The organism is Gammaproteobacteria bacterium, from assembly GCA_016712635.1.
Lineage (GTDB): Bacteria > Pseudomonadota > Gammaproteobacteria > SZUA-140 > SZUA-140 > JADJWH01.
This window is the reverse complement of sequence record JADJQS010000002.1, coordinates 215,796-240,252: the sequence shown is the minus strand read 5'-3', so window position 1 is coordinate 240,252 and position 24,457 is coordinate 215,796. Positions and strand designations below refer to the sequence as shown.

Sequence of the window (24,457 nt, the reverse complement as noted above, 5' to 3'; positions counted from 1 at the left end):
GTTTGATGAAAGGGTGGCGGATGTCGTACGGCGCAGCCTTGGTGATGCTGATGGCCGCCGCGAGCGCCGGGGCGGCGATCAAGGATCTGCCCGATTTCACCGAGCTGGTGGAGCAGAGCAGCCCGGCCGTCGTCAATATCAGCACCACCACCAAGATCAAGCAGGAACAGTTTCGCAACCCGCACGGGGAGTCGATGCCCGAACAGCCGCCGTTCGACGATTTCCTGCGGCGCTTTTTCGGCGACCGCGGCGGCGATGGTGGTGGTGGAGGTGGCGGCGAGGAATTCGACGAGAAATCCCTCGGCTCCGGCTTCATCATCTCCGCCGACGGCTATGTGCTCACCAATAACCACGTGATCCGGGATGCGGATGAGATCGTCGTTCGGCTGAGCGACCGGCGCGAGTTCGTCGCGGAGGTCGTGGGCAGTGACAAGAACAGCGATGTCGCCCTGCTCAAGATCGACGCCGACAAGCTGCCGGTGGTCAAGATCGGCAGCTCGTCCGACCTCAAGGTGGGCAGCTGGGTGCTGGCGATCGGCTCGCCGTTCGGTTTCGAGCACTCGGTGACGGCGGGTATCGTCAGCGCCAAGGGCCGCAGCCTGCCCAACGAGAACTACGTCCCGTTCATCCAGACCGACGTCGCCATCAATCCCGGCAATTCGGGCGGACCGCTGTTCAACCTTGACGGCGAGGTCGTCGGGGTCAACTCGCAGATCTTCAGCCGCACCGGCGGGTTCATGGGGCTGTCGTTCGCAATCCCGATCGATATCGCGATGAGCGTGGTCGACCAGTTGCGCAGCGAGGGGCATGTCACGCGCGGCTGGCTGGGCATCCTGATCCAGGATGTTGACCGCGCCCTGGCGGAATCCTTCGGCATGTCCAAGCCGATCGGCGCCCTGGTCGCGCGCGTGCTGCCTGACAGCCCGGCGCAGAAGGCGGGCGTGATGGTCGGCGACGTCATCGTCGAGTTCGACGGCAAGGAGGTCGAGAGTTCCGGCGCCTTGCCGCCCATGGTCGGCGTGTCCAAGATCGGGGCCAAGTTGCCGCTCAAGGTGATTCGCAACGGCAAGCCGCTGACCCTCAAGGTCATGATCAGCGAGCTGCCGGAGGAGGAGGAGCTCGATCTCGCCGCCGGAGGCGGCGATGGCGACAGCACCCGGATCAAACGCCTGGCGATCACGGTGGCGGACCTGACCCCGGATCAGAAACAGGAGCTGGACGGCAAGAACGGCGTGCTGGTCGATGCGACCGAAAGCGGCCCCGCCTCCAAGGCCGGGATTCGCCGGGGCGATGTCATCCTGCAGTTCAACAACGTCGAAGTGGGAAGCGTGGAGCAGTTAAAGAAGCTGGTGGCGGACCTGCCGGCCGGCAAGGCGGTGCCAGTCCTGGTGCAGCGCCGCGGCAGTCCCATTTTCCTGGCGTTGAAGCTGGAAGAGGACGCGAAGCAGTAAGCTGTCTGATAATTACCGGCTCTGTTATGATAGAAAGGGGAGCGCAAGGCGCGCTCCCCTTTTTCTTTATGGACCGGGAAGAATTCGCCATACATGCGGCACATCCGTAACTTTTCGATCATCGCCCACATCGATCACGGGAAATCCACCCTCGCCGACCGCATCATCCAGCGCTGCGGAGGTTTGAGCGAGCGCGAGATGGAGGACCAGATCCTGGATTCGATGGATCTGGAGCGCGAGCGCGGCATCACGATCAAGGCGCAGAGCGTCTCGCTCGACTATACCGCGCGGGACGGGGTGACCTACCTGCTCAACTTCATCGATACCCCGGGGCACGTCGATTTCGCCTACGAGGTGTCGCGTTCGCTGGCCGCCTGCGAAGGCGCGCTGCTGGTGGTGGACGTCTCGCAGGGGGTGGAGGCGCAGACGGTGGCGAACTGCTACACCGCCCTCGAGCAGGGCCTCGAGGTGGTGCCGGTGCTGAACAAGATGGACCTGCCGACGGCCGATCCCGAGCGGGTGATCCAGGAGATCGAGGATATCATCGGCATCGAGGCGCTTGGGGCCGTGCGCATCAGCGCCAAGACCGGGCTGGGGATCGACGATCTGCTGGAGGAACTGGTCAAGCGGATCCCGCCGCCGCGTGGTGAAGAGAGTGCGCCGCTGCAGGCCCTGATCATCGATTCCTGGTTCGACAATTATCTCGGCGTCGTCTCGCTGGTGCGCGTCATGCAGGGCCGGCTCGATGTCGGCAAGAAACTCACCGTGATGTCGACCGGGCGGGCCTATCCGTGCACGAAGGTGGGAATATTCACCCCGAAGCGCAAGGAAACGCGCTGCCTGAACGTGGGCGAGGTCGGCTTCGTGATCGCGGGGATCAAGGAGGTCGACGGGGCGCCGGTGGGGGATACCTTCACCCTCGCTGAGAATCCGGCGCGCGAGCCGCTGCCCGGCTTCAAGGCGATCAAGCCGCTGGTATTCGCCGGGCTGTTCACGATCAACGCCGAAGACTACGAGGCGCTGCGCGAGGCCCTGGGCAAGCTGCGCCTGAACGACTCCTCGCTGTTCTACGAGCCGGAGACCTCGCAGGCGCTGGGCTTCGGTTTCCGCTGCGGTTTCCTCGGCATGCTGCACATGGAGATCGTGCAGGAGCGCCTCGAGCGCGAATACAACCTCAACCTGATCACCACCGCGCCGACCGTGGTCTACGAGGTGCTGACGACCAAGGGCGAGGTGCGCGAGGTGGACAATCCCTCCAAGCTGCCCGACGTGGGTCAGATCAGCGAGATCCGCGAGCCCATCATCAGTGCGGACATCCTGGTGCCGCAGGCTTATCTGGGGCCGGTGATCAATCTGTGCGTGGAGAAGCGCGGCGTGCAGAAGAAGATGGAATACCATGGCAACCAGGTGATCCTCACCTACGAATTGCCGATGAGCGAGGTGGTGATGGATTTCTACGACCGCCTCAAGTCGGTCAGTCGCGGCTACGCGTCGTTCGATTACAGTTTCAACCGTTATCAGGCCGCCGATCTGGTCCGGCTCGACCTGCTGATCAACAACGACCGCGTCGATGCGCTTTCCGTCATCCTCCATCGCGAGCGCGTCAACCAGCGCGGCCGCGAGCTGACCGAGAAGATGCGCGAACTGATCCCGCGCCAGATGTTCGACGTCGCCATCCAGGCCTCGATCGGTGCGCGCATCGTCGCGCGCGAGACCGTGAAGGCGCTGCGCAAGAACGTCACCGCCAAGTGCTACGGCGGCGACATCACCCGCAAGCGCAAGCTGCTGGAGAAACAGAAGGCGGGCAAGAAGCGCATGAAACAGATCGGGACGGTGGAGATCCCGCAGGACGCATTTCTGGCGGTGCTACATACAGGGAAAAAAGAATGAACTTCGACTTTCAGGCGGTAATGGTGCTCGCCCTGCTGGTGACCGGGCTGATCTGGGCGCTCGATGCCTATGCGCTGCGGCCGCGCCGGGAACGCGCTGCCGCTGCATTGACGCAGAGCGGCGGGCAGGACGCCGGCGAGGAGCAGCTCCAGCGGATCCGCAAGGAGCCCCTGCTGGTGGAGTATGCGCGCTCCTTTTTCCCCATTATCCTGGTCGTACTGGTGCTGCGGTCGTTCCTGGTCGAGCCGTTCCGCATCCCCTCGGGCTCCATGATGCCGACCCTGCTGGCGGGGGATTTTATCCTGGTAAACAAATTTTCCTACGGCATCCGCCTGCCGGTGGTGGGCGCCAAGATCATCGATATCGGTGCGCCCCGGCACGGGGACATCGTGGTATTCCGTTTTCCCAAGGATCCCGCCACCGACTACATCAAGCGCATCGTCGGGCTCCCGGGCGACCGCGTCCGCTACAGCGACAAGACGGTGTATATCAACGGCGAAAGGGCGACGCAGGAATATGTCGGCATCTACGCCGGCGTTGGCGCCGGTCTGGGCATGAGCGGGGCCAGCCTGCGCACCGAGCAGCTGGGCGAGGTCAAGCACGAAATCCTGGTCGAGAACACCCGCCGTATCGCCGAGGGGGAGTTTATCGTGCCGGAGAATCATTACTTCGTGATGGGAGACAACCGCGACAACAGCAACGACAGCCGTTACTGGGGCACGGTGCCGGAAGAGAATCAGGTCGGGAAAGCGTTTATGATATGGATGAACTGGGATTCCGCCAGAGGCGGCATTACCTGGAACCGCATCGGCGACATGCTCAATTGAGTACGATTCACGCCGCGACGTGCGACGCAATGATTGTGGGACAACCAGTCAGGGAGCCCGGGTATGAAACGATTCGATAAACAACAAGAAGGATTGACGTTTCTCAGTCTGTTGATCGTGCTGGCGGTGGTCGGTTTCTTCGCCTACATCGGGATCAAGCTTACGCCCATTTACCTGCAGCATTTCAGCGTTACTTCCTCCCTCCAGTCGCTGGCGGAAGAGGAATCGCAGGGACTTGCGGTCGGCGAGCTGCGGTCGCGGCTGCTGAAGCGGCTGGAAATCAACAGCGTGACCCATGTAACAGAGGACGACATCAAGGTCAGGAACGAGGCAAATTCAAAGACGGTAACCGTGCAGTACGAGGTGCAGGAGCCGTTTTATGGCAATGTCAGTCTGCTGATCTCCTTCGAGGACAGCGTGACATTGTCGGACGATTGAAGCAGTCCTACGACAAGCTGTGCCAGAGGCTCGGGTATCGCTATTCCCGCGAGGATCTGCTGCGCATGGCCTTGACCCACCGCAGTTACGGCAGCCCGAACAACGAGCGCTTGGAGTTCCTCGGCGACGCGGTCCTGAGCCTGGTGGTCAGCGAGAACCTGTACGCGATGTTTCCACAGCAGGATGAAGGTGCACTGAGCCGTCTGCGCGCGAATCTCGTCAACGGCGAGACCCTGGCGCGCCGGGCGCGCGAGCTCGAGCTGGGAGATGAGCTCCTGATGGGGCCAGGGGAGATGAAAAGCGGCGGGTTTCGCCGTGACTCCATCCTCGCCGGCGCAATGGAGGCGCTGATCGGCGCGGCGTATCTGGAATCCGGGTACGATGCCGCGCGCGAGCTGATCCTTGCGGTGTTCAATGCGGAGATCACGAGCGTTTCCCCGGACCGTGCGGCGAAGGATCCAAAGACGCGTCTGCAGGAATACCTGCAGGGGCGCAGGCTGCCGCTGCCGGAATATCAGGTGCTGAACGTTGCGGGACAGGATCACGACCAGATGTTTCGCGTCGAATGCCGGGTTGCCGGACTGGATGAGGTCCTGTCCGGCGAAGGGAGCAGCCGGCGCAAGGCCGAGCAGGAAGCGGCCGGCAAGGCACTGCAGCTTTTGCAGGAGCGGTCCTGACATGTCCGCGATACGAGTAACAGACGCCTGCACCGCGCTCCCGCGGCCGATGTGTTCGGAATCTTCGTGCGGAGTACGGTGATGCATCGCTGCGGTTATATCGCCATCGTGGGCCGGCCGAACGTCGGCAAATCCACGCTGTTGAACCGGATCCTGGGGCAGAAGATCAGCATCACGTCGCGCAAGCCGCAGACCACGCGGCACCGCATCCTGGGGATCAAGTCGACCCCCTCGGTCCAGGCCATCTATGTCGATACGCCCGGTTTGCACCGCGGCGTACGGCACGCCATCAATCGCGTGATGAACCGTGCGGCTACGGCCGCGATCACCGACGTCGACGTCGTGTTGTTCGTGACCGAGTGCCAGAAATGGCAGGAAGAGGATGATCACGTGCTCGATCTTCTGGAATCTGTGAGCGTCCCGGTGATCCTGGTGCTGAACAAGGTCGACCGCCTGAAGGACAAGGAACATCTGCTGCCGTATATCGCCCGGATGAGCGAAAAACGTAACTTTGCCGCCGTCGTTCCCGTGAGCGCGACGCACGGCATGCAGACGGATGCCCTTGAAAACGAGGTGTGCCGGCTGCTGCCGGAGTCTCCGCCGCTGTTCCCCGAGGAACAGGTGACCGATCGCAGCGAGCGATTCCTGGCAGCGGAGCTGGTGCGTGAAAAGCTTACGCGCCTGCTCGGAGATGAACTTCCCTATGCGGTAACGGTCGAGATCGAGCAGTTCAAGGAAGAGGGCGGGCTGACGTCCATCGGTGCGGTGATCTGGGTTGAGCGCGATGCGCAGAAGGCGATCGTAATCGGAAAGCAGGGACACATGCTGAAGCAGATCGGCACCCAGGCCCGGGTGGAGATGGAGCGACTGTTCGGCGCCAAGGTGTATCTGCAGCTATGGGTCAAGGTCAAGGAAAAATGGTCGGACGATGAGCGCGCGCTGCGCAGCCTGGGTTACGGCGACTGAGGCTATGGTGATGGAGGCGCCGTCGAATACGCATGCCAGGGGAGTGCTGGAACAGGCCTATGTGTTGCACTACCGGCTGTATCGGGACAGCAGTCTGATAATAGAATTGCTGACCGCCGGTCAGGGACGCATCGCGCTGGTCGCACGCGGGGCGCGTCGGCCGAAATCGCGCATGCATGGACTTCTGCAGCCGTTCCGGCCACTGCTTGCAAGCTGGACCCTGCGCGGGGAGTTGGGTTCCCTGACCGCGGTCGAGATCCGCGACAGCGCAAGCATCGGCGGGCGCGCGCTCATCAGCGGTTTCTATCTCAATGAACTGTTGATGCGGCTGCTGCACCGCCATGACCCGCATCCGGGGCTTTTCGCCATCTACGAGGCGGCGCTGCGCCGATTGGCTTCGCCGGAGATCGCTGCAGAAGCAGAACAGTCGGTCCTGCGCCAGTTCGAGCTCACACTGCTGCGCGAGCTGGGCTATGGCCTGGTGCTCGACCGCGAGATCATGGGCGGTACCCCGATCCTGCCTGACGCGATGTATTATTATTATCCCGAGCGCGGACCGGTCCACGAAGACGCCGTGGCGATGCCCCATACGGTGCGGGAAGAGGCAGCAGAGTATGCCGCGCATGCGCGGCCCATGCGCCTGCATGGCGGCAGTCTTCTGGCGTTGGCGCGGGGGAGCTGCACGACGCCGTCCATCTGCACGAGGCGAAACGCCTGTTACGCACCGCGCTCGAGGCGAGACTGGGCGGGCGGCCGCTGGCCAGCCGGAAATTGTTCCGGCGGCGGGTCGGCGGCCGAGTGGCGGAGACCGAAACTGAATTGACAATGGAAGGCGGGGGGCGCGCATGACGGCGCTGGACCAGGACATCCTGCTGGGTGTGAACATCGACCATATTGCAACGCTGCGGCAGTCGCGCGGCACACGCTATCCCGACCCGATCCAGGCGGCGATCGAGGCCGAGCAGGCCGGCGCCGATTGCATCACCCTGCACCTGCGGGAGGACCGCCGTCACATTCAGGAGCGTGACGTCGAGGCGCTGCGGGACATCCTGCAGACGCGCATGAATCTCGAGATGGCTGTGACCCCGGAGATGCTGGCCTATGCCGAGCGCATCCGCCCGCATAACTGCTGTCTGGTGCCGGAGCGCCGCGCGGAGTTGACCACGGAGGGCGGTCTCGACGTGGCGGGGCAGGAGGCGAAGATCAAGGTCGCCTGCGAACGCCTTGCCGCTGCCGGCTGCATTGTTTCCCTGTTCATCGACGCCGATATCGCCCAGCTCGAGGCGGCGGTGCGTGCCGGCGCCCCCGCGGTCGAGATCCACACCGGACATTACGCCGACGCCGTCGATAATCGCGCGATGAAGGGAGAGGTGGACCGCATACGGAGGGTGGTGCAAGCCGGGGTCGCGGCGGGCATCCAGGTCAACGCCGGGCATGGTCTTAGCTACCATAACGTCAAGCCGATCGCCGCGATAACCGGGTTGCGCGAACTCAATATAGGACACGCCATCGTGGCGCGCGCACTGTTCACGGGCCTGCAGGAGGCGGTGCGCGAAATGAAACGGTTGATGATCGAGGCGCGCCGATGATCCACGGGATCGGGACTGACATCGTGTCAGTGATGCGCATGCAGACAAACCTTGAGCGGTACGGCGACCGCTTCGCGCGGCGGATACTGACAGAACACGAGTTCGAACAATATCGCGATATTTTTCATCCCGCCCGCTTTCTGGCCAAGCGTTTTGCGGTCAAGGAGGCGGTGGCCAAAGCGCTCGGTACCGGGCTGGGCGCAGGGGTGCATCTGCGGCAGATCTGTGTGGAGCATGATGAGCGTGGGAAGCCAAGCCTGTCCTACAGCGGTCGCGCCGCAACCCTTTGTCACGAGGCGCGTATCTCCTGCAGCCATGTGTCCATTTCCGACGAGGAGCAGTATGCCGTGGCCTTCGTGATCCTTGAGCGCCAGGCGCCTTGATTGGCTGAGGCTTGATAACGGCGCCTGTGTTCTGTACTATAGGCCTCCCAAGTCGGGTGCGGGGTGGAGCAGCCTGGTAGCTCGTCGGGCTCATAACCCGAAGGTCGTTGGTTCAAATCCAGCCCCCGCTACCATCTTTCTTTTGTCATAGCATTTCCGTGGATTTATCAGTCTTATATCCTCACGCCTCGGCATGGCTGCGGCGTCATGCTCGCCATGCGGTATCGATGCGAGACCAAATGTACTGCAGAGACCATCGCAAGTGAGCCTTTAACGTTGATTGCGAGTCCCCACGTAGGAAAGTCCCGGCTGTCGCCATGCATGAGGGCGAGCTGACGGGCGAGGCACCCGCATGTATGAAAGAGCGTCGTGCAGCGTGCGGTCTGTGCATATTGAGTGTGCGGATAACGGAAGATACATTCCCCAGCCTCCAATGAGATCAGTGATCGCATTGAGATAGTCGCTTCAAATACATCACTGCGGTAATAAGTAATTACGTTTCATGTGATATCTCGCTGATACCCGCCGGTTCATCACTTGCATCAATCACGGCACGAATTAGAATAGGGAACTCCGCAGTCTGTTTCGTCGTTATTTATTTCTGTTATCAGCGTGTCCGACATAGTTCAGGGTACGCATAAGTCCATAAATTAGTAACGGTAATGATTGATTTGGAAATCAGGCCACAACCAAGTCAACTGTTTTTCTGCTTTGGTCCTCCCAAGTCGGGGACGACGCTGTTGCAGCGCGCGCTGAATCTGCATCCTCAGGTATCGTGTCCATCGGAGTATGACTCTCGATTCCTGCACGAGGGACTCAAATGGGTGTTTGGGGAATTCAATAAAGTATTGCAGCAGGTAGACAGACGGACCGGCGGGCAGGGGGCCAGCCTGGTGGGGGGCGAAAGCGTCAACATGATATTCCGTTCGGCAATCGAAACCATGATGCGCGACGCGGCAAAAGGCAAGACGATCATCGGGGCCAACGATAACAACATCATTGCCAATCTTGAATTCTTTAACGAGCTGTTTGATCAGCCCGGGCTTATCGCCATCTTCCGCAACCCCATCGATCAGGGTTTGTCGGCATGGCATCATAACCTGCGCCTCGCGCGTGAAGAAAACGATCCGCGCCACAGCCAGATTGTCACCCAGTACGGCGACCTCGCGGGATGGCTGCGCCAGGCCGCGCAGCAATTCAAGCAGAATGTCGCCCGCTGGCATGATTTCGCTGCAGGGCGGAACAATGTGCACCTGGTCTGCTATGAGAATCTGGTGGCAGATCGCAGGACGGTGCTGCAGGAAATATTCACTTTTCTGCACGCAGATACCGATGATGGCGTGCTCGACAGGATCGTTGATGAAACCAGTATCGGGCGCATGCGCGCCACCTCGCGCAATCCCCAGTTTTTCCGGTCAGGAAAGATAGATATGGGCGGTGATCAGGTGCCCCGGCAGGTACGGGAGGAAATTCTTGATATGGTTTCCGAATCGATGGAAATGATCGGTTACCGTGCCATGTCGGCGGCATGAATGCATTCGGGCATTCATCAGGCCGGCAGCTATGTGACTACGCCAGGCGGGACTTCCCGGGCTACACAGAAGGAAAAAATTCAACGGTCGGTCCACCCATCCATGGGCAGAGCCGACCGTTTCTTTCAACTACTATCAGGCTGCAGCTTGACGGATACCCGGCCCTGTCAAGGGCCAGTGGGTGCACCGCCCAGATCCCACAGCGCAGCATCCCAATCCCACGAACCGTTATCGGTGAACGTGGCCGACGGGCCCAGGGACATATAGGTCGATGTGCCGCCCGGGGAGGTGGTGCCCGGATTGGTCACGGCAACCGTGCCCCAGTTGCTGTACCTCTGATATCCGAACTGACGGGCAGTCGCCGCCGCATTTCCGGGCATGTCGGCACCCATCCACACCACGCTCAGGCCATCGGTCGACGCATAGGCGAGTGAGGGCATTACCGTGCCGCCCAGGGTCCCGCCCGCTGTCGGCATGAATGCAGTGCCATCGATGGATGCATAGGTGAACATGCCGGGATTGGTGCCCATGACCTGGTCGATGCGCTGACGCGCATTGCCATTGACGCCATCCTGCTGGAAGGTCTGGCCGGCGCTGCTGATCTGCTGGTTAATATACATTTCAGCGCCGCCGCCGCCGCTGGTCGGGACCGTGATGTCGCCATCACTGCGGAATGAAGCCTCGAAGAGCTTCATGCGGAAGTCCATGCCATTCTCTACGATACCCAGTGAGACAGCGACATTATTGGTATTGACACCGCTGGTCAACGACTGTGTCTCCTGCCAGAACTCGAGGCCGCTCGCAGTGGTTCCGGTCGCGGCTTCATCCACCGTAATGGTGCGGATGAAGGAGACGCCGGTGCCAGGATCGGTGATCTGCTGCATCAGCATGCCCGCGCTGGTGGCATCCAGCGTGACGCAAGTCCAGGTGGTGGAACATTCCGTCGAGGTGTCGGTAATCACACCGCTGGCAACCGAGTACTGATCAAAGCTTAACGGGGCGTTATGTGAGGCGGCAGAGCCGGCCACGGCTGCGTTCGATACAAAAAGTCCCCCTGCCGTTGCCAGCGCCACCTTGAGTAGATACTTACGATTCATATTGTTCTCCTATCGCATTGCGATGTTCGGTACGCCATCAGGGCAGGATGTAGTCGTTGGCGAAGGTGCCGGGGGCATCTGGCGCTCGCAATCCCGCGTTGGTCGAGTTTGCGAAATACTCCTGCGGCTGCGTGCCAAACAACACCGTGTCCCATCCCCACTGCGTGCCGCTGATCTCAAGGTCGGCGCCATTGCTGGTTGCTACGAAAGCACCGACACCGTCAGCATTATTCTGCGAAATGCTTGTGCCGCCGGCGTTGGTCTTGCCGTTAGTCGTTATGGCGGTATATCGCTGAACACCCAGCGTGCGACTCAGGGCGCCAGTCACACCTACACCAACGCCTGATGCGGCCTGCGTCAGCCAGACAGCGGTAACGCTGCCGCCTGTCGCATAGGCCAGTGTTTGTTCATTGGCACCGCCCGGATCGAGGGTCAGCGTTCCGGCCGATGACAGGTTGCCGGAGCGACGTACTGTCACCGCGCCCTCATTTCCTGTGCCCGCGTTTGTGCCGCCAGGACCGTCATCCGCGACACCGCTGGTGGAGTAATGATTCAACTCGAGGTAGTTGACACCGTTCTCATGGAAATGCCAGTCCATCCTGCGGGTGGTTGCACCCAGGCCCTGTTCCTGATCCGCGATAAAGTGTGCTATTCCGATCAGAGTGCCTTGGCCTACTTCGGCTGCGGTCGACATCGCATCGTTGCCAAGCTGAGTGCCGGCCTTGATCACGCTGCGGTTGACATAGTTGCCCGAGCCATCCTCGGCGCCCACCATCCCCTCAATCCTGAAACCCAGCGCCTGTACCGAGGCAAGATCGGTCGCAGTCGCGCCTTCATCCGTCACGATCGTCCTGAAATAGGAGACGGTCGTATCCGCGCTATCCGTAACCCGCTGCTGAAGAATGCCGTTACCCGTCGCATCCAGATTGGAACAGGTATGGCCTGCCGGGCAGGTCGCAGTGATTGTTCCGCTCGATACCGTCCATGCGTCGTAGCCCCCTATGGGAGCCGCCATGGCTGTGCCACCCACGAACAGCGAGGCGGCTGACGCCATGGTTAATGCTGTAATTTTTTTCATTGAGACGCTCTCCTGTATGTATACGCGCACATGACTCTCGAATATGGTTAGCGGCAATTCATGCGCATTTATTAATCACTATCCAAAGCGAAATGCGTGGGAACTTGACCGCGTTTTACCTAACTCAATCAGTCGATCAGCAGATGATCAGTGGATGGTTTCAGGCGTGAATAACTGCCTGAAAACAGGTTCAGGATCATGCGAAAGCGGAGTTCTTTCGGTAGCAGACGTTATGCAGGGCGGTGCGGAAAAATGCAGGACAATTTGTTCCATGCAGCAAGGGTTAGACATTCAGCGAGACAAACATGATGGACATACATGACTCAAATTGTTCATAATGAAAACTCCTCACATTTGAAGCGGCTTGCTATGGACTTGTTCTTTCCGGTAGGAATAGCTGTCTTGCTGGTCCTATTTCTGGTCACCAATTTCGACCTGGTTTCCACGGTGGCCAGCTATCTGCTGATGATCTGCCTTGTCGCAATCGTGGCTGGTGCGATCGGCTACGGGATCTACACCGCGCTGGGTGCTGAAGCCGCGATCCTGCTCGGCCTGGTCGCCGCAGGGTTGATTCTGGTCACGAAAGCCAGAGATTCTCTTGCCGGATTTAACAGGGGATTTGCCGAGGGCTATCGCGCGGGCCCGACCAACAAGGCATGACGGCGATGTAGCCATGGCGCATACAGTTCGCAATCACCTGCTTTTCACTCTGCTACGAGGCTTCTTGTATCCGCCAAACGGTGAAGTTCCGTCGTACGCTGCGGTCCGCGTGCCGGATATCACGGTCGGCTGATCCATCATGTTCCCCTGGGAACTGGTTGTCCTGCTGCTGTTGATATTGCTCAACGGCTTCTTCGCCATGTCCGAGCTCGCGGTACTTTCATCACGTCGTGCGCGACTCAAGGCCATGGCGGATGCAGGGAGCAATGCGGCCCGGAACGCCTTGAGTCTCGCCGAATCCCCCGGGCCATTTCTGTCGACGGTACAGATCGGTATTACCATGATAGGTATCTTTGCCGGGGCATATGGAGAAAAGACCCTGGCAGCGTCTCTATCGGGGTGGCTGGCCGGTTTCACGTGGCTTGAATCAGTGAGCGAGATCCTGGCGCTGGCGATAGTCGTGGCGGGAATTACTTATTTTTCGCTCATTCTGGGTGAGCTGGTTCCCAAGCGCATCGCGTTGGCGAACGCGGAGCGCATCGCATCCGTGGTATCGCTGCCCATGCGCGTGCTGGCGTCATTGTTTACACCTATGGTGGTGGTGCTTGATGCTTCCACCCGGTTTGTGCTCCGTCTGCTGGGGCGTCACGCCGTATCGACGCACAAGATTACCGACGAGGAGATCAGATCCCTGATTTCCGAGGCGGCCGACACCGGTGTGGTGGAGCACGCCGAGCGCGACATGATTCGCGGCGTGATGCGTCTCGCCGACCGGCCCATCCAGGCCCTGATGACGCCGCGGGTCGATATCATGTGGCTCGACATCGAGACGGCAGAACAGGACATCCGCCCCCTGCTGCGGGACAGTCCTTATAGCCGTTTTCTGGTCAGCCGGGGAGAGCTCGACGAGGTGCTTGGGGTGGTTCAGGTGCGCGATCTTCTGGCGCAGGTGCTCGACGGACATCCGCTCGATGTGAGGGGAGTGCTGCTGCAGCCTTTGTTCGTGCATGAGGATATCCGGGCGCTCAACGCCCTGGAGCAACTGCGTCAGGTTGAGGTGCCCATGGCCGTGGTGGTGGACGAATACGGCGGTGTGCAGGGGCTGGTGACCGCGACCGATATTCTGACTTCGATTGCGGGTGAAATCGCCGAAAATGTGGAAGAAGGCGAGCCTCAGAGTGTCCGCAGGGAGGACGGGACATGGTTGCTTGACGGCAGCCTGCCGGTGGATGAGGTGCGGGATCTCCTCGGGCTGCACACGCTCCCGCAGGACGCGTCATTCCACACACTTGCCGGACTTGTACTGCACCAATTCGGGCATGTCCCGGCCGCAGGCGAATATTTTTCCCTGGACAACTACCGGTTCGAGGTGGTGGACATGGACGGTCACCGCGTCGACAAGGTGCTGGTGGCGTCGATCGGCGATCAGCTGGAAACGGACATAAGCTCCACGGGATAAAACGGCGCGATCAGGAAGCGGTCCCCATTGTTCTGTCTGCAGTCATAATCCCCCCATGATTGTCCAAATTGCGTTTCCTGCGCTTCAGAATGCCGCAGGATAACTTCATGGTCATCACCCGCAAGACTTGCATGTTCCTGTATGAACCGCATCGGCACCAAGCCGCTCGCCAGTGCTTTCTAAGCTATCTCTGTATCTTGCTGTTACCGCATGACGATGGACCGGGTCGCCGCTTGCCGCAAAATCGGAGATTCAGCTCTGTGTACTTCAGTACCGTGGTGAAGCGGGGAGTTTCCTCGATGAATCCGCTCAGGAATGGGCTGGTCTCTACTATCGCGGGCAGTACGAATTCAATCAATAATTCAAATAGATGACATCAACCTGTCTGCCGGCCGGGCCGCCGACATAGTGTTGATGCTTGCAATCGAGTTCCGGGCACTGATACGATTGAGAATAATTATTATACGCGAATAGGCGTCGGCGACATCACGAGGTTGCCAGCAGACGCAGAATGTCATGAATGCAACGGGAGCAGTATGGCCACCGAGACACTCGCCGTTCCACGCCTCGTTTTCTTGCGCATCGCCGCCAGCCTGCTCGGCGGATATGTATTCACCTGGGGATTTGCTGCGATGGGTATTGCCCTGTTGCCCGCCTTTGGTGTGTCGTTCAATGACGCGTACAGCCTGACGATGATGCTCGCGTTTCTCGTCTTTCTGACCGTATTCTGCTGGTCATTCGCCGCGGAAGGCATCGTGCAGGTATGGGCACTTCTGACCGGCGTGGGTGCTCTGATGACCGGCTCGGCATGGACCATATCGCGATTTCTGATTTGACGTCAGTGAAATCAGTATAGGAGACATCTCCGATGTTCCCGTCCTTCCGTCTCTCGATGGCGTGGCTGCATACCTGGTTCGGCCTGGTGCTGGGGTTCGTGCTGATGGCGGCCTTCTTCTTCGGGGCACTGTCGGTGTTCGACCGCGAGATCGACCGCTGGGCCATCCCCGAGACGCGCTTCGCACCGCAGGCGATGCCGTCGTACGACAAAGTGCTGGCGCCGGTGTTCCGCGATCTCAAGCCTCATCCGGACGACATGGAGGCCACCGCCGAGCGTGTGATCGGCGATCTCCCGCGCCCTGATACACTCAAGCTGTCGTCGTTGTGGGCCTACACCACGCACCGCGATCCGGTGCTGGCCCTCGGTGGCGAGTTTCCGATCCCCAACAAGCCCAAGGATGCATCCGACGAGCACCAGCATGTGCATGGCTGGGCGACCATCGACCCGCGCGACGGCAGGATGCTGCGCGACGACCAGCTCAACATCGGCACCGACTTCTTCTATCCGTTGCACTACAGCCTGCATCTTCACTGGAAGGACCTCGGCTATTGGATCATCGGCCTGGCGGCCCTGATGATGCTGGCGGCGCTGGTCAGCGGCGTGGTGATCCACCGCAGGATTTTCCGCGAACTGTTCACCTTCCGGCCGAAAAAGCAGCCCCGGCGCAGTGTGCTGGACCTGCACAACCTGACCGGGGTGGTGGCCTTGCCGTTCCACTTCTTTTTCGCGTTGACCGGACTGATCATTTTTGCCGGCATATACTTCCCGGTGACCGAGACCATGCTGAAACCCATGGCGCAGGCACATCAGCAGGCCGAGGCGGCAGCTAAGGGACTGGCCTTCGAACCATCCGGAACGCCGGCGGCACTGGCATCGGTGGACGCGATGGTGGACGAGGCCAGGCGACGCTGGGCCGCGCGCGAAATGCCCGGCGACGTGGGCTACCTGGAGATCAATCACCTCGGGGATGCGAGCAGCTACGTCAGCATCTACCGCGCCGGCAGCGACCGGGTCACACTGGTGGGGCAGGGCGTGCACTTCGAGGGCCCCACCGGCCGGGTAATCTACGAGGAACCGCCGGCCACCGTGGTCACCGGCATCAATGATTTCCTTGCCGGGCTGCACCTGCAGCATTTCGAGCACTGGCTGCTGCGCTGGTTCTACCTGCTGGGCGGCCTGGCCGGCTGCGTCTGCATCGCGACCGGCTTCATCTTTTTCGTCGAGAAGCACAAGCGCCAGCATGCGGGCCAAGGCATTTCAGGTTCGCGCTGGGTCGACGCGCTCGCCGTGACCACCGTCACCGGCATGCTGGTGGCGACGCTCTCGATCCTGGTGGCCAACCGGCTGTTGCCCGCCGACCTGGCGCACCGCGGCGATTGGGAGGAACGCATATTCTGGTTCGCCTGGCTGGCGGCGCTCGCGCATGCGTACTGGCGCACGGCGCCGGTCCTGCAGGCGTGCATCGCGCCGGCCTGGGCCGAGCAGTGCTGGGCCGTGGCCGGCCTCGCCGTGCTGGCGGTGCTGCTGAACTGGATCACCACCGGCGATCATCTGCTGCGGACCATCGGGGAGGGCTACTGGCCGGTGGCGGGATTCGATCTCGCCATGCTGGTCAGTGCGGGTCTCGCAGTGATGGCGGCTCTGCGTCTGCGCCGGCGGGCACGTGCCACCGGGACCGCGGCGGAACAGGGCGACATCGTGTCTGATCGCGAGGACATGCTGCCGGAGGCGGATCATGCCTGAGGCACTGCTGCTCGCCGCTGCATTCGTGTGCAATGCACTCGGTCTGGCCTGGCTGGCGCTCGCCATGCAGGCCCATTGGCAGCAGGTCGCCGGCCAGCGTGCCTTGCCGTCGCGCCCGGCGGTGACGATGCGCGTGCTGGGCGCGGCGGGACTGATCGCGTCATTGGCCTTGTGCCTGCTTGCGGACCACGCCTCGATGGCGTCCCTGGTGTGGATCATGGCCCTCGCCGCGGCGGCCCTGATGGTCGCATTCACGCTTGCCTGGCGCCCGCGTACGCTCGCGCCGCTGGTGGCATGCCTCGTCGTCGCCAGGTCACCGCAACTGTAAACAAGGTGATGATTAATGTGTTCCCGTCGAACCGCGTATGCGGGGAAAGCATGGGTACATGCGTAAAACGCTGAGAATCATCGAAACGAACATCCGTGTAACTTTGCCGCAGTGAGGTAGGCGTTCAGTGCAGATGCATCGATATTCGATCCGCAGGCGGGGTTGAGCAGGTACCATCATCATCGTACGAAATAATTACCGAACGTGAGGATAGGGTCAGGCCTGCATGAGTCAACTCTACCGACAACCGCAGGGCGAGCTTGCCTGCGATACGGCGACCGAAGGGAGACATCCAGGCCGAGAGAATGGCGACCGTCTCGGTTCTCCCGCCATGCTGCATCAGGCGGATGATCTGCAGCAGTCGGCCCTCATCACGACTGAGATGGGGACAATGCCTGGTCCTGAAATCAAGCGGTTTGCGCGTCTCGAGCACAATTGCTTCCATCAAATCATGAAACGCCATCATGCCCTCTTTCGACACGCCTGCAGCACCTAGGCCATCGTGCCAGTGAAATGACGTTTCCCTCGCAGCAGGTCCGGATGCTGCAGCAAACCACAAGCGCAATGTCATGACCAGCACGAGTTCAGGCGTGCCCAGTCGTTGTAGATGGGTAACGGCCGGAAAGGGTGACTTGAAATTAGAGCAACTCATAGGCCCGCATTGCCATCTGAGGTTTGGACAGGGGCAGTATATGCAGCCACGGCTTCAAACGTAAATGATTCTTAATAATTATTATGACGGTAGTCGTTTGATACCTGACATTCATCCATAGTTAGCTATGAAGCGATCTGTCGATCCTGTGACCGCGGGATTCCTCTGTCAGAATGACCTGCCGGGAGACGAGGGGGCTGGCGCCCACAACCGCTATTTCCACGCCGCACAGACCCGATGGCGTGCGGTGACGTGTTGATTATCATGGAGTTAACTGTTTGTTGAAATGCATAAGTCATATTCCTATAATATGGCACCCGCCGGGACCATCCTCGCTCCCGGCAACGGACGGGTACGGGGAGCGGGAACTGTAGCAATCGTTTCCGGTCTATACAGGCAGTCGGCGTCGTTCTGGCGCTGGACGGGGGAATTGAAGTGGGCCTTTGGGCCCATTTTTGTTTTTGCGGGGTCGGCGTCATGGGCTTGGAAATTACCGCGCGATTGCGGCAGCTGCTGGAGCCGGCGGTGGCGCTGCACGGCTGCGAGCTGGTTGCCGTGGAGTATGTACCGCAGGGCAACAACCAGACGCTGCGCGTGTACATAGACAAGCAGGACGGCGTCACGGTGCACGACTGCGAGCGGGTCAGCCACCAGATCAGCGGTGTGCTCGATGTGGAAGATCCCATCGCGGGGCATTACATGCTGGAGGTGTCGTCGCCGGGGCTGGATCGGCCGCTGAGCGCACCGCGCGATTTCGAGCGGTTTCGCGGCAGTGAGATACGGCTGCGCCTGCACGCGCCGCTGAACGGGCAGCGTAATTTCAAGGGTCTGTTGATGGGTTTGCGCGGTGAGCAGGTGGTGCTGGAGGTCGACGGCCGGGAAATAGAACTCCCCTTGCGGGATGTCGACCGGGCGCGCCTGGTTCCCGACATCTGATTTGTAGAATGGTCAGGCAGAGGCAACGGATATGAGCAAAGAAATATTGATGGTCGTCGACGCGGTGTCCAACGAGCGCGGCATCGGCAAGGATGTGATCGTGAGCGCGATCGAATCCGCGCTGGCTGCCGCGACCAAGAAGCGCTATGGCGGCGAGATCGACGTGCGGGTATCCATCAACCGCGACACCGGCGATTACGAGACCTTCCGCCGCTGGCAGGTGGTGGAGGACGCGGTCGTGATGGAGAATCCGGACGCGCAGACCCGGCTGGAGGATGCGCTGGACGTCAATCCCGCGATCCAGGTCGGCGAGTTCATCGAGGAGCCGATCGAGTCCATGGCGTTCGGCCGCATCGCCGCCCAGACCGCCAAGCAGGTCATCATCCAGAAGGTGCGCGAGGCCGAGCGCGCCCATGTCGTCGAGCAGTATCACGGGCGCGTGGGCGAGCTGCTTACCGGCGTGGTGAAGCGCGTCGACCGCGGCAACATCGTCATCGACGTCGGCAGCAACGCCGAGGCGCAGCTGTCCCGCGAGGACATCATCCCGCGCGAATCCGTCCGGCCGGGCGACCGGCTGCGGGTGTATCTGAAGGCGGTGCGCCCCGAGTCGCGCGGTCCGCAGCTGCACGTCAGCCGCACCGCGCCGGAACTCCTCATCGAGCTGTTCAAGCTCGAGGTCCCCGAGGTGGGCGAGGGGCTGATCGAGATCGTAAGCGCGGCGCGCGACCCGGGTTCGCGCGCGAAGATCGCGGTCAAAACCCACGATGAACGCATCGATCCGGTGGGCGCCTGCGTTGGCATGCGTGGTTCGCGTGTGCAGAGCGTCTCCAACGAGCTGGCCGGGGAGCGCATCGACATCATCCTGTGGGACAACAATCCGGCCCAGTTCGTAATCAACGCGATGTCACCGGCCGAGGTCGAATCGATCGTGGTCGACGAGGAATCGGGCAGCATGGACCTGGCAGTCAAGGAGGAACACCTGTCGCAGGCGATCGGCCGCGGCGGCCAGAACGTGCGGCTGGCCAGCCAGCTTACCGGCTGGGAACTCAACATCATGACCGAGCAGCAGGCCGAGGAGAAGAGCGAGGCGGAGTCGAACGTACTCAAGCAGCTGTTCATGGAGCAACTGGATGTCGATGAGGAGATTGCCTCGATATTCGTGCAGGAGGGATTCTCGAGCATCGAGGAGATCGCCTACGTGCCCACCAAGGAACTGACGGAGATCGAGGAGTTCGACGAGAATATCGTGCATGAGCTGCGCGAACGTGCGCGCGATGTGCTGCTGACGCGCGCCATCGCGAGCGAGGAGGCGACGGACGGTCAGGAGCCAGCGCAGGACCTGCTTGATCTGGAAGGCATGGACGCCGAGCTCGCGCATAAACTGGCTGCGAAGGGTATCCTGACCCAGGAGGATCTGGCCGAGCAGGCAGTCGACGACCTGCTCGAGATAGAAGGTGTCGAAGAGGAACAGGCCCGCACGCTGATAATGACCGCGCGCGCACCCTGGTTCGCCGCAGAGCAGCAGCATTAAGGCAAATTCATTACCCTGAGAACCGAGACGGATGCATCCAACTACATGGCGGACGTGACAGTAAGACAACTGGCGGAAGTGGTCGGTATACCGGTCGATCGTCTGATCCTGCAGCTGGGCGAGGCGGGATTGCCGATCACGGACGCCGACCAGACCATCAGCGACAAGCACAAAATGGAGCTGCTGACCCACCTGCGCAATGCGCACGGCAAGGACAGCGGCAAGGGCGAGCCGAAAAAATCACGCTGCGGCGCAAGACGGTCGGTGAACTCAAGCTGACCACGCCGACGCACGGGCGAGCCAAGGCGCAAACCCGCAAGGTCAACGTCGAGTACCGCCGCAAGCGTACCTACGCCATGCGCGGCGAGTTGGCGCCGGAGGGCGGTGAACCCGCCGCGGATCAGCTTCCTCCGGAGGAGGTCACGGCCGAGGTCCTGGCACCGGCGGAGACGGCTCTGCCCGTCGTCGAGCCGGCGCGCACGATGGTGCCGGACATCATCGTGGTGCCCTCCGCGGTTTCGCCGGAGTCCGCCGCTGCGAAACCGGGTGAGTCGGCGCCCGGGGCGCCCGCCGCCGAGACGGAGGAATCCGCAGACAAGAAGGGCAAGCGGCGCAAGAAACGCGACGAACGCGAGACCAAGTACGGCCGCGAGGAGCTGCACGTCAGCGCGCTGCCCGGCGCGACACGCCGCAAGAAGAAGACGAAATCGAAGTCGCTGCCTCCCGGTGCACCGCGGCACGGTTTCGAGAGACCGACCCAGCCGATCGTGCGCGTCGTGACCATACCCGAGACGATCACGGTGGCTGAACTGGCCCAGAAGATGTCGGTCAAAGCCGCCGAGGTCATCAAGACCATGATGACCATGGGCAGCATGGCCACGATCAATCAGGTGCTGGATCAGGAGACTGCCGCGGTTCTCGTCGAGGAGATGGGGCACAAGGTGCAGCTGCTGCAGGAGAACGCGCTTGAGGAACAGGTGCTCGAGAGCAGTGACGAAGATGAGGGCGAGGGAACGCCGCGTCCACCGATTGTCACCATCATGGGCCACGTCGACCACGGCAAGACCTCGCTGCTCGACTACATCCGCCGCACCAAGGTCGCGGCCGGCGAGGCCGGCGGCATCACGCAGCACATCGGCGCCTACCACGTGGAGACCGATCGCGGGGTCGTCACCTTCCTCGACACGCCGGGCCATGCCGCCTTCACGGCGATGCGCGCGCGCGGCGCCAGGATCACCGACATCGTCGTGCTGATCGTGGCGGCTGACGACGGCGTGAAGCCGCAGACGCTTGAAGCCATCAAGCACGCCAAGGCGGCCAAGGTTCCGATCGTCGTCGCCATCAACAAGATCGACAAGCCGGATGCCGATCCGGACCGCGTCAAGCACGAGCTCGCCGCGCAGCAGATCATTCCCGAGGACTGGGGCGGCGATACCATATTTACCCACGTCTCTGCCAAGACCGGCCAGGGCGTCGACGACGTGCTGGAGGCGATCCTGCTGCAGGCCGAAGTCATGGAATTGAAGGCGGTGCACGACCGCCCCGCGGCAGGCACCGTGATCGAGTCCAGCCTCGACAAGGGACGCGGTCCGGTGGCCACGGTGCTGGTGCAGAACGGTACCCTGCGCAAGGGCGACGTGATCCTCACCGGCAGCGAATACGGCCGCGTGCGGGCGATGCTCGACGAGAACGGCAAGCCGGTGGAGGCCGCCGGGCCGTCCATGCCGGTGGTGGTGCTGGGTCTTTCCGGCACCCCGAACGCGGGCGACGACATGGTGGTACTGGCCGACGAGCGCCGCGCGCGCGAGGTCGCACTGTTCCGTCAGGGCAAGTACCGCGACGTCAAGCTGGCCGCGCGCAAGGCGACCAAGCTGGAGGACGTGTTCTCGCAGATGGGCAAGGAGGGCGTGCTGACGCTCAACCTCCTGATCAAGGCCGACGTGCAGGGTTCGGTCGAGGCGCTCAAGGATTCGCTCACCCAGTTGTCGGGCAAGGAAGTGGCCGTCAATATCGTCGCGGACGGAGTCGGAGGCATCACCGAGTCCGATATGAACCTGGCGCTGGCGTCGAACGCGATCGTTATCGGTTTCAATGTGCGCGCCGACAGCACGGCACGCCGCCTGGCGGAGGAAAACGGCGTCGATCTTCGTTATCACAGCATCATTTATAACGTGATCGAGGAAGTGACGCAGGCGCTGGTTGGCATGCTGTCGCCGGAATTCAAGGAGCAGATCATCGGTCTGGCTGAGGTGCGCGACGTGTTCAAGTCGCCCAAGTTCGGCGCCATCGCCGGCTGCCTGGTTGTCGAGGGGACGGTGCGGCGCAGCAGTCCGATCCGCGTCCTGCGCGACAATGTGGTCATCTATGAAGGAGAGCTCGAGTCTCTGCGCCGCTTCAAGGATGACGTCAGCGAGGTCAAGGCCGGCACCGAATGCGGCATCGGCGTACGCAACTACAACGATGTCAAGGTCGGCGACCAGATCGAAGTCTACGAAAAGGTCGAGGTCAAGCGGCAGCTGTAACCCGCCGTCGTCGCGGCGCCAGGGGCCAAACGGCGCCGGCGCGGCATCATCAGTGCAGGCCGAGCATATGTCGAAAGAATACAGCCGCACATTGCGCATCGGCGAGCAGATCCAGCGCGAGCTTGCCGTGCTGATCCAGCAGGAGGTGAAGGATCCCCGCCTCGGCATGGTGACAGTGGCGCACGTCAAGATGTCCCAGGATCTGTCCCATGCCAAGGTGTACGTGACCGTGCTCGGCGGTGAGCACAGTTCAGCGGGAGAGACCCTCAAGGCGCTCAATCGCGCCGCGGCGTTCCTGCGCCACGAGCTCGGCCGGCGCGTGATCCTGCGCATCGTGCCGCAGCTGCACTTCGTTTACGACGAGTCCCAGGAAGACGGGGCCCGCCTGGTTTCGCTGATCAATGCCTCCGTGGCAGCCGACAAAAAGAAAAGGGAGGCTGACCGGGATGGCGCGGCGGCGGGATGGGGAGCGTGACATCAGCGGCATCCTGCTGCTGGACAAGCCGGCCGGAGTGACCTCGAACGCAGCCCTGCAGGCGGTCAAGCGCCTGTTCCGGGCGCGCAAGGCAGGTCATACCGGCAGTCTCGATCCCCTCGCCACCGGACTGCTGCCGGTCTGCCTGGGGGAGGCGACCAAGCTGTCCGGCTACCTCCTCGACGCGGACAAGCGGTATCGTGCCGAGATCCGCCTGGGCATCACGACCACCACGGGGGATGCGGAGGGCGACCCGCTGCTCGTGCGCGAGATCGGAGCCGTGGACCGCGCCCGCGTGGAGGCGGCGGCGGCGCGGTTCACCGGCGCGATCGAGCAGATTCCGCCGATGCACTCGGCGCTCAAGCGGAACGGCGTTCCCCTGTACAAGCTGGCCCGGCAGGGGGTCGAGGTCGAGCGCGAGCCGCGTTCCGTGACCATCCATTCGCTCAATGTGGTGCGCGTCGATGCGGACCGGGTCGAGATCGACGTGCACTGCTCGAAGGGTACCTATATCCGCGTGCTCGCCGAGGATATTGGCGAGGCGCTCGGCTGCGGCGCCCATGTCAGCGCACTGCACCGGACCGGGGTGGGTGGCTTCGATTCCCGCCGGATGGTCGCCCTGGAGACCTTGCGCGGTCTCTCAGAACACGGGACGGAGGCCCTGGATGCGCTGCTGGTGTCGATGGAGGACGCCCTCATGCACTGGCCGGAAGTCAGGCTCGCCCCGGATGTGGCCTTTTTCCTCCGGCGCGGTCAGGCGGTGCTCGTTCCCCACGCGCCGGCGCACGGTATGGTGCGTATTTATACGCGGGAGGATCGTTTCCTCGGCGTCGGACACATCCTGGAGGACGGCCGGGTGGCGCCGAAACGGCTGGTAAACGGTTGATCCACATAACGTCGGGCGGCCACGGGACTCGGCTTGTAACCTGCAGCTAATACAAGCTAAAATATGCCCTCTTTTAAACGGCTAAATTCAGAATCAGAGAAACGGGAAAGGCAATGGGATTAGACGCTCAAGCTAAATCAGACGTGGTAAAGAAGTATCAGCGCTTCGCCGGTGATACCGGTTCGCCCGAGGTGCAGGTGGCGCTGCTGTCGGCGCGCACCGATCAGCTGTCCGATCACTTCAATGAACACAAGCACGATCACCATTCGCGTCAGGGTCTCCTGAAGATGGTGAGCGCGCGCCGGAAGCTGCTCGATTATCTGCGTGCCAGCGACACGACGCGCTATCAGGACCTGATCGCCAGCCTTGGCCTGCGCAAGTAAGCAGCGTCCGAAACCGCGGCGCGCAGCGAATGGCGCCGTCGTCCGCGCGCGGCCGCTTCGCGTCGCCGGATTATCCGTCGTTCTGACCTTCATCCCGATTCCCATCAGTTAAGGAA

The 24,457-nt window shown here is 61.6% G+C and carries 23 protein-coding genes, 1 tRNA gene and 1 pseudogene; 22 read left to right on the top strand and 3 right to left on the bottom strand.

Features of this window, described 5'->3' with window-relative positions; translation table 11 throughout:
- Positions 1-20 precede the first annotated feature (20 nt).
- The 11 genes from IPK65_04275 (at position 21) to IPK65_04225 (ending at position 9,753) form a co-directional block, all read left to right on the top strand.
- Entirely contained in the window at positions 21-1,451 is a 1,431-nt protein-coding gene (locus tag IPK65_04275) for a DegQ family serine endoprotease (GenBank protein MBK8162377.1), read from the top strand.
- 93 nt (positions 1,452-1,544) lie between these two features.
- Positions 1,545-3,341: an elongation factor 4 gene (gene lepA / locus IPK65_04270; GenBank protein MBK8162376.1), complete on the top strand. Its 1,797-nt coding sequence runs from the start codon at positions 1,545-1,547 to the stop codon at positions 3,339-3,341.
- A complete protein-coding gene (gene lepB / locus IPK65_04265) occupies positions 3,338-4,168 on the top strand; it encodes a signal peptidase I (protein ID MBK8162375.1) in 831 nt (276 codons plus the stop codon). The genes lepA and lepB overlap by 4 nt, the downstream gene beginning before the upstream one ends.
- 63 nt (positions 4,169-4,231) lie before the next feature.
- Positions 4,232-4,606, top strand: a complete 375-nt coding sequence (locus IPK65_04260) for a DUF4845 domain-containing protein (GenBank protein MBK8162374.1) — start codon at positions 4,232-4,234, stop codon at positions 4,604-4,606.
- On the top strand, positions 4,603-5,283 hold the full coding sequence (gene rnc, locus IPK65_04255; GenBank protein MBK8162373.1) for a ribonuclease III: 681 nt from the start codon (positions 4,603-4,605) through the stop codon (positions 5,281-5,283). Before IPK65_04260 ends, rnc begins: the two co-directional genes overlap by 4 nt.
- A gap of 81 nt (positions 5,284-5,364) precedes the next feature.
- Complete coding sequence (gene era / locus IPK65_04250) at positions 5,365-6,249, top strand: GTPase Era (GenBank protein MBK8162372.1); 885 nt, start codon at positions 5,365-5,367, stop codon at positions 6,247-6,249.
- 10 nt (positions 6,250-6,259) lie between these two features.
- Positions 6,260-7,072, top strand: coding sequence for a DNA repair protein RecO (recO, locus tag IPK65_04245; GenBank protein MBK8162371.1), 813 nt, complete (start codon positions 6,260-6,262; stop codon positions 7,070-7,072).
- A 22-nt stretch (positions 7,073-7,094) separates the two neighbouring features.
- Positions 7,095-7,838: a pyridoxine 5'-phosphate synthase gene (pdxJ, locus tag IPK65_04240; protein ID MBK8162370.1), complete on the top strand. Its 744-nt coding sequence runs from the start codon at positions 7,095-7,097 to the stop codon at positions 7,836-7,838.
- Positions 7,835-8,221 carry a holo-ACP synthase gene (locus IPK65_04235; GenBank protein MBK8162369.1) on the top strand — a complete coding sequence of 129 codons (387 nt, stop codon included), beginning with the start codon at positions 7,835-7,837 and terminating at the stop codon, positions 8,219-8,221. The genes pdxJ and IPK65_04235 overlap by 4 nt, the downstream gene beginning before the upstream one ends.
- A 57-nt stretch (positions 8,222-8,278) precedes the next feature.
- Positions 8,279-8,355: transfer RNA gene (locus IPK65_04230), tRNA-Met, on the top strand.
- A 528-nt stretch (positions 8,356-8,883) separates the two neighbouring features.
- Entirely contained in the window at positions 8,884-9,753 is an 870-nt protein-coding gene (locus IPK65_04225) for a sulfotransferase (protein MBK8162368.1), read from the top strand.
- Positions 9,754-9,920: 167 nt separating this feature from the next.
- On the opposite strand, the gene IPK65_04220 is transcribed toward IPK65_04225, so the two are convergent.
- Positions 9,921-10,850 (bottom strand): hypothetical protein, encoded by a 930-nt coding sequence (locus IPK65_04220; protein MBK8162367.1) that lies wholly within the window; start codon positions 10,848-10,850, stop codon positions 9,921-9,923.
- A gap of 37 nt (positions 10,851-10,887) precedes the next feature.
- Positions 10,888-11,928 (bottom strand): hypothetical protein, encoded by a 1,041-nt coding sequence (locus IPK65_04215; GenBank protein ID MBK8162366.1) that lies wholly within the window; start codon positions 11,926-11,928, stop codon positions 10,888-10,890.
- Positions 11,929-12,246: 318 nt separating this feature from the next.
- Between IPK65_04215 and IPK65_04210 the strand changes: the two genes are divergently transcribed.
- The 5 genes from IPK65_04210 to IPK65_04190 all read left to right on the top strand — a co-directional run bounded on the left by IPK65_04210 (position 12,247) and on the right by IPK65_04190 (position 16,956).
- A complete protein-coding gene (locus tag IPK65_04210) occupies positions 12,247-12,588 on the top strand; it encodes a hypothetical protein (protein MBK8162365.1) in 342 nt (113 codons plus the stop codon).
- 139 nt (positions 12,589-12,727) lie between these two features.
- Positions 12,728-14,047, top strand: coding sequence for an HlyC/CorC family transporter (locus tag IPK65_04205; GenBank protein MBK8162364.1), 1,320 nt, complete (start codon positions 12,728-12,730; stop codon positions 14,045-14,047).
- 536 nt (positions 14,048-14,583) lie between these two features.
- On the top strand, positions 14,584-14,883 hold the full coding sequence (locus tag IPK65_04200) for an iron uptake protein (protein MBK8162363.1): 300 nt from the start codon (positions 14,584-14,586) through the stop codon (positions 14,881-14,883).
- A gap of 32 nt (positions 14,884-14,915) precedes the next feature.
- Positions 14,916-16,628 (top strand): PepSY domain-containing protein, encoded by a 1,713-nt coding sequence (locus IPK65_04195; GenBank protein ID MBK8162362.1) that lies wholly within the window; start codon positions 14,916-14,918, stop codon positions 16,626-16,628.
- The gene (locus IPK65_04190; protein MBK8162361.1) at positions 16,621-16,956 is read left to right on the top strand and encodes a DUF3325 family protein; all 336 of its coding nucleotides are present in this window, start codon (positions 16,621-16,623) and stop codon (positions 16,954-16,956) included. The genes IPK65_04195 and IPK65_04190 overlap by 8 nt, the downstream gene beginning before the upstream one ends.
- Positions 16,957-17,080: 124 nt before the next feature.
- On the opposite strand, the gene IPK65_04185 is transcribed toward IPK65_04190, so the two are convergent.
- Positions 17,081-17,536 carry a hypothetical protein gene (locus tag IPK65_04185; GenBank protein ID MBK8162360.1) on the bottom strand — a complete coding sequence of 152 codons (456 nt, stop codon included), beginning with the start codon at positions 17,534-17,536 and terminating at the stop codon, positions 17,081-17,083.
- Between the two features lie 549 nt (positions 17,537-18,085).
- On the opposite strand from IPK65_04185, the gene rimP reads away from it, so the two are divergent.
- From rimP to rpsO, 6 genes and pseudogenes are all read left to right on the top strand, one after another.
- Positions 18,086-18,544, top strand: a complete 459-nt coding sequence (gene rimP, locus IPK65_04180; GenBank protein ID MBK8162359.1) for a ribosome maturation factor RimP — start codon at positions 18,086-18,088, stop codon at positions 18,542-18,544.
- A 31-nt stretch (positions 18,545-18,575) separates the two neighbouring features.
- Positions 18,576-20,075, top strand: coding sequence for a transcription termination/antitermination protein NusA (nusA, locus tag IPK65_04175; protein MBK8162358.1), 1,500 nt, complete (start codon positions 18,576-18,578; stop codon positions 20,073-20,075).
- Positions 20,076-20,120: 45 nt separating this feature from the next.
- A pseudogene (gene infB / locus IPK65_04170) lies at positions 20,121-22,597 on the top strand (translation initiation factor IF-2).
- Positions 22,598-22,664: 67 nt separating this feature from the next.
- Positions 22,665-23,072: a 30S ribosome-binding factor RbfA gene (rbfA, locus tag IPK65_04165; protein MBK8162357.1), complete on the top strand. Its 408-nt coding sequence runs from the start codon at positions 22,665-22,667 to the stop codon at positions 23,070-23,072.
- A complete protein-coding gene (truB, locus tag IPK65_04160) occupies positions 23,044-23,958 on the top strand; it encodes a tRNA pseudouridine(55) synthase TruB (protein MBK8162356.1) in 915 nt (304 codons plus the stop codon). The genes rbfA and truB overlap by 29 nt, the downstream gene beginning before the upstream one ends.
- Before the next feature lie 113 nt (positions 23,959-24,071).
- Positions 24,072-24,341 carry a 30S ribosomal protein S15 gene (gene rpsO / locus IPK65_04155; protein MBK8162355.1) on the top strand — a complete coding sequence of 90 codons (270 nt, stop codon included), beginning with the start codon at positions 24,072-24,074 and terminating at the stop codon, positions 24,339-24,341.
- The last annotated feature ends 116 nt before the right edge of the window (positions 24,342-24,457 follow it).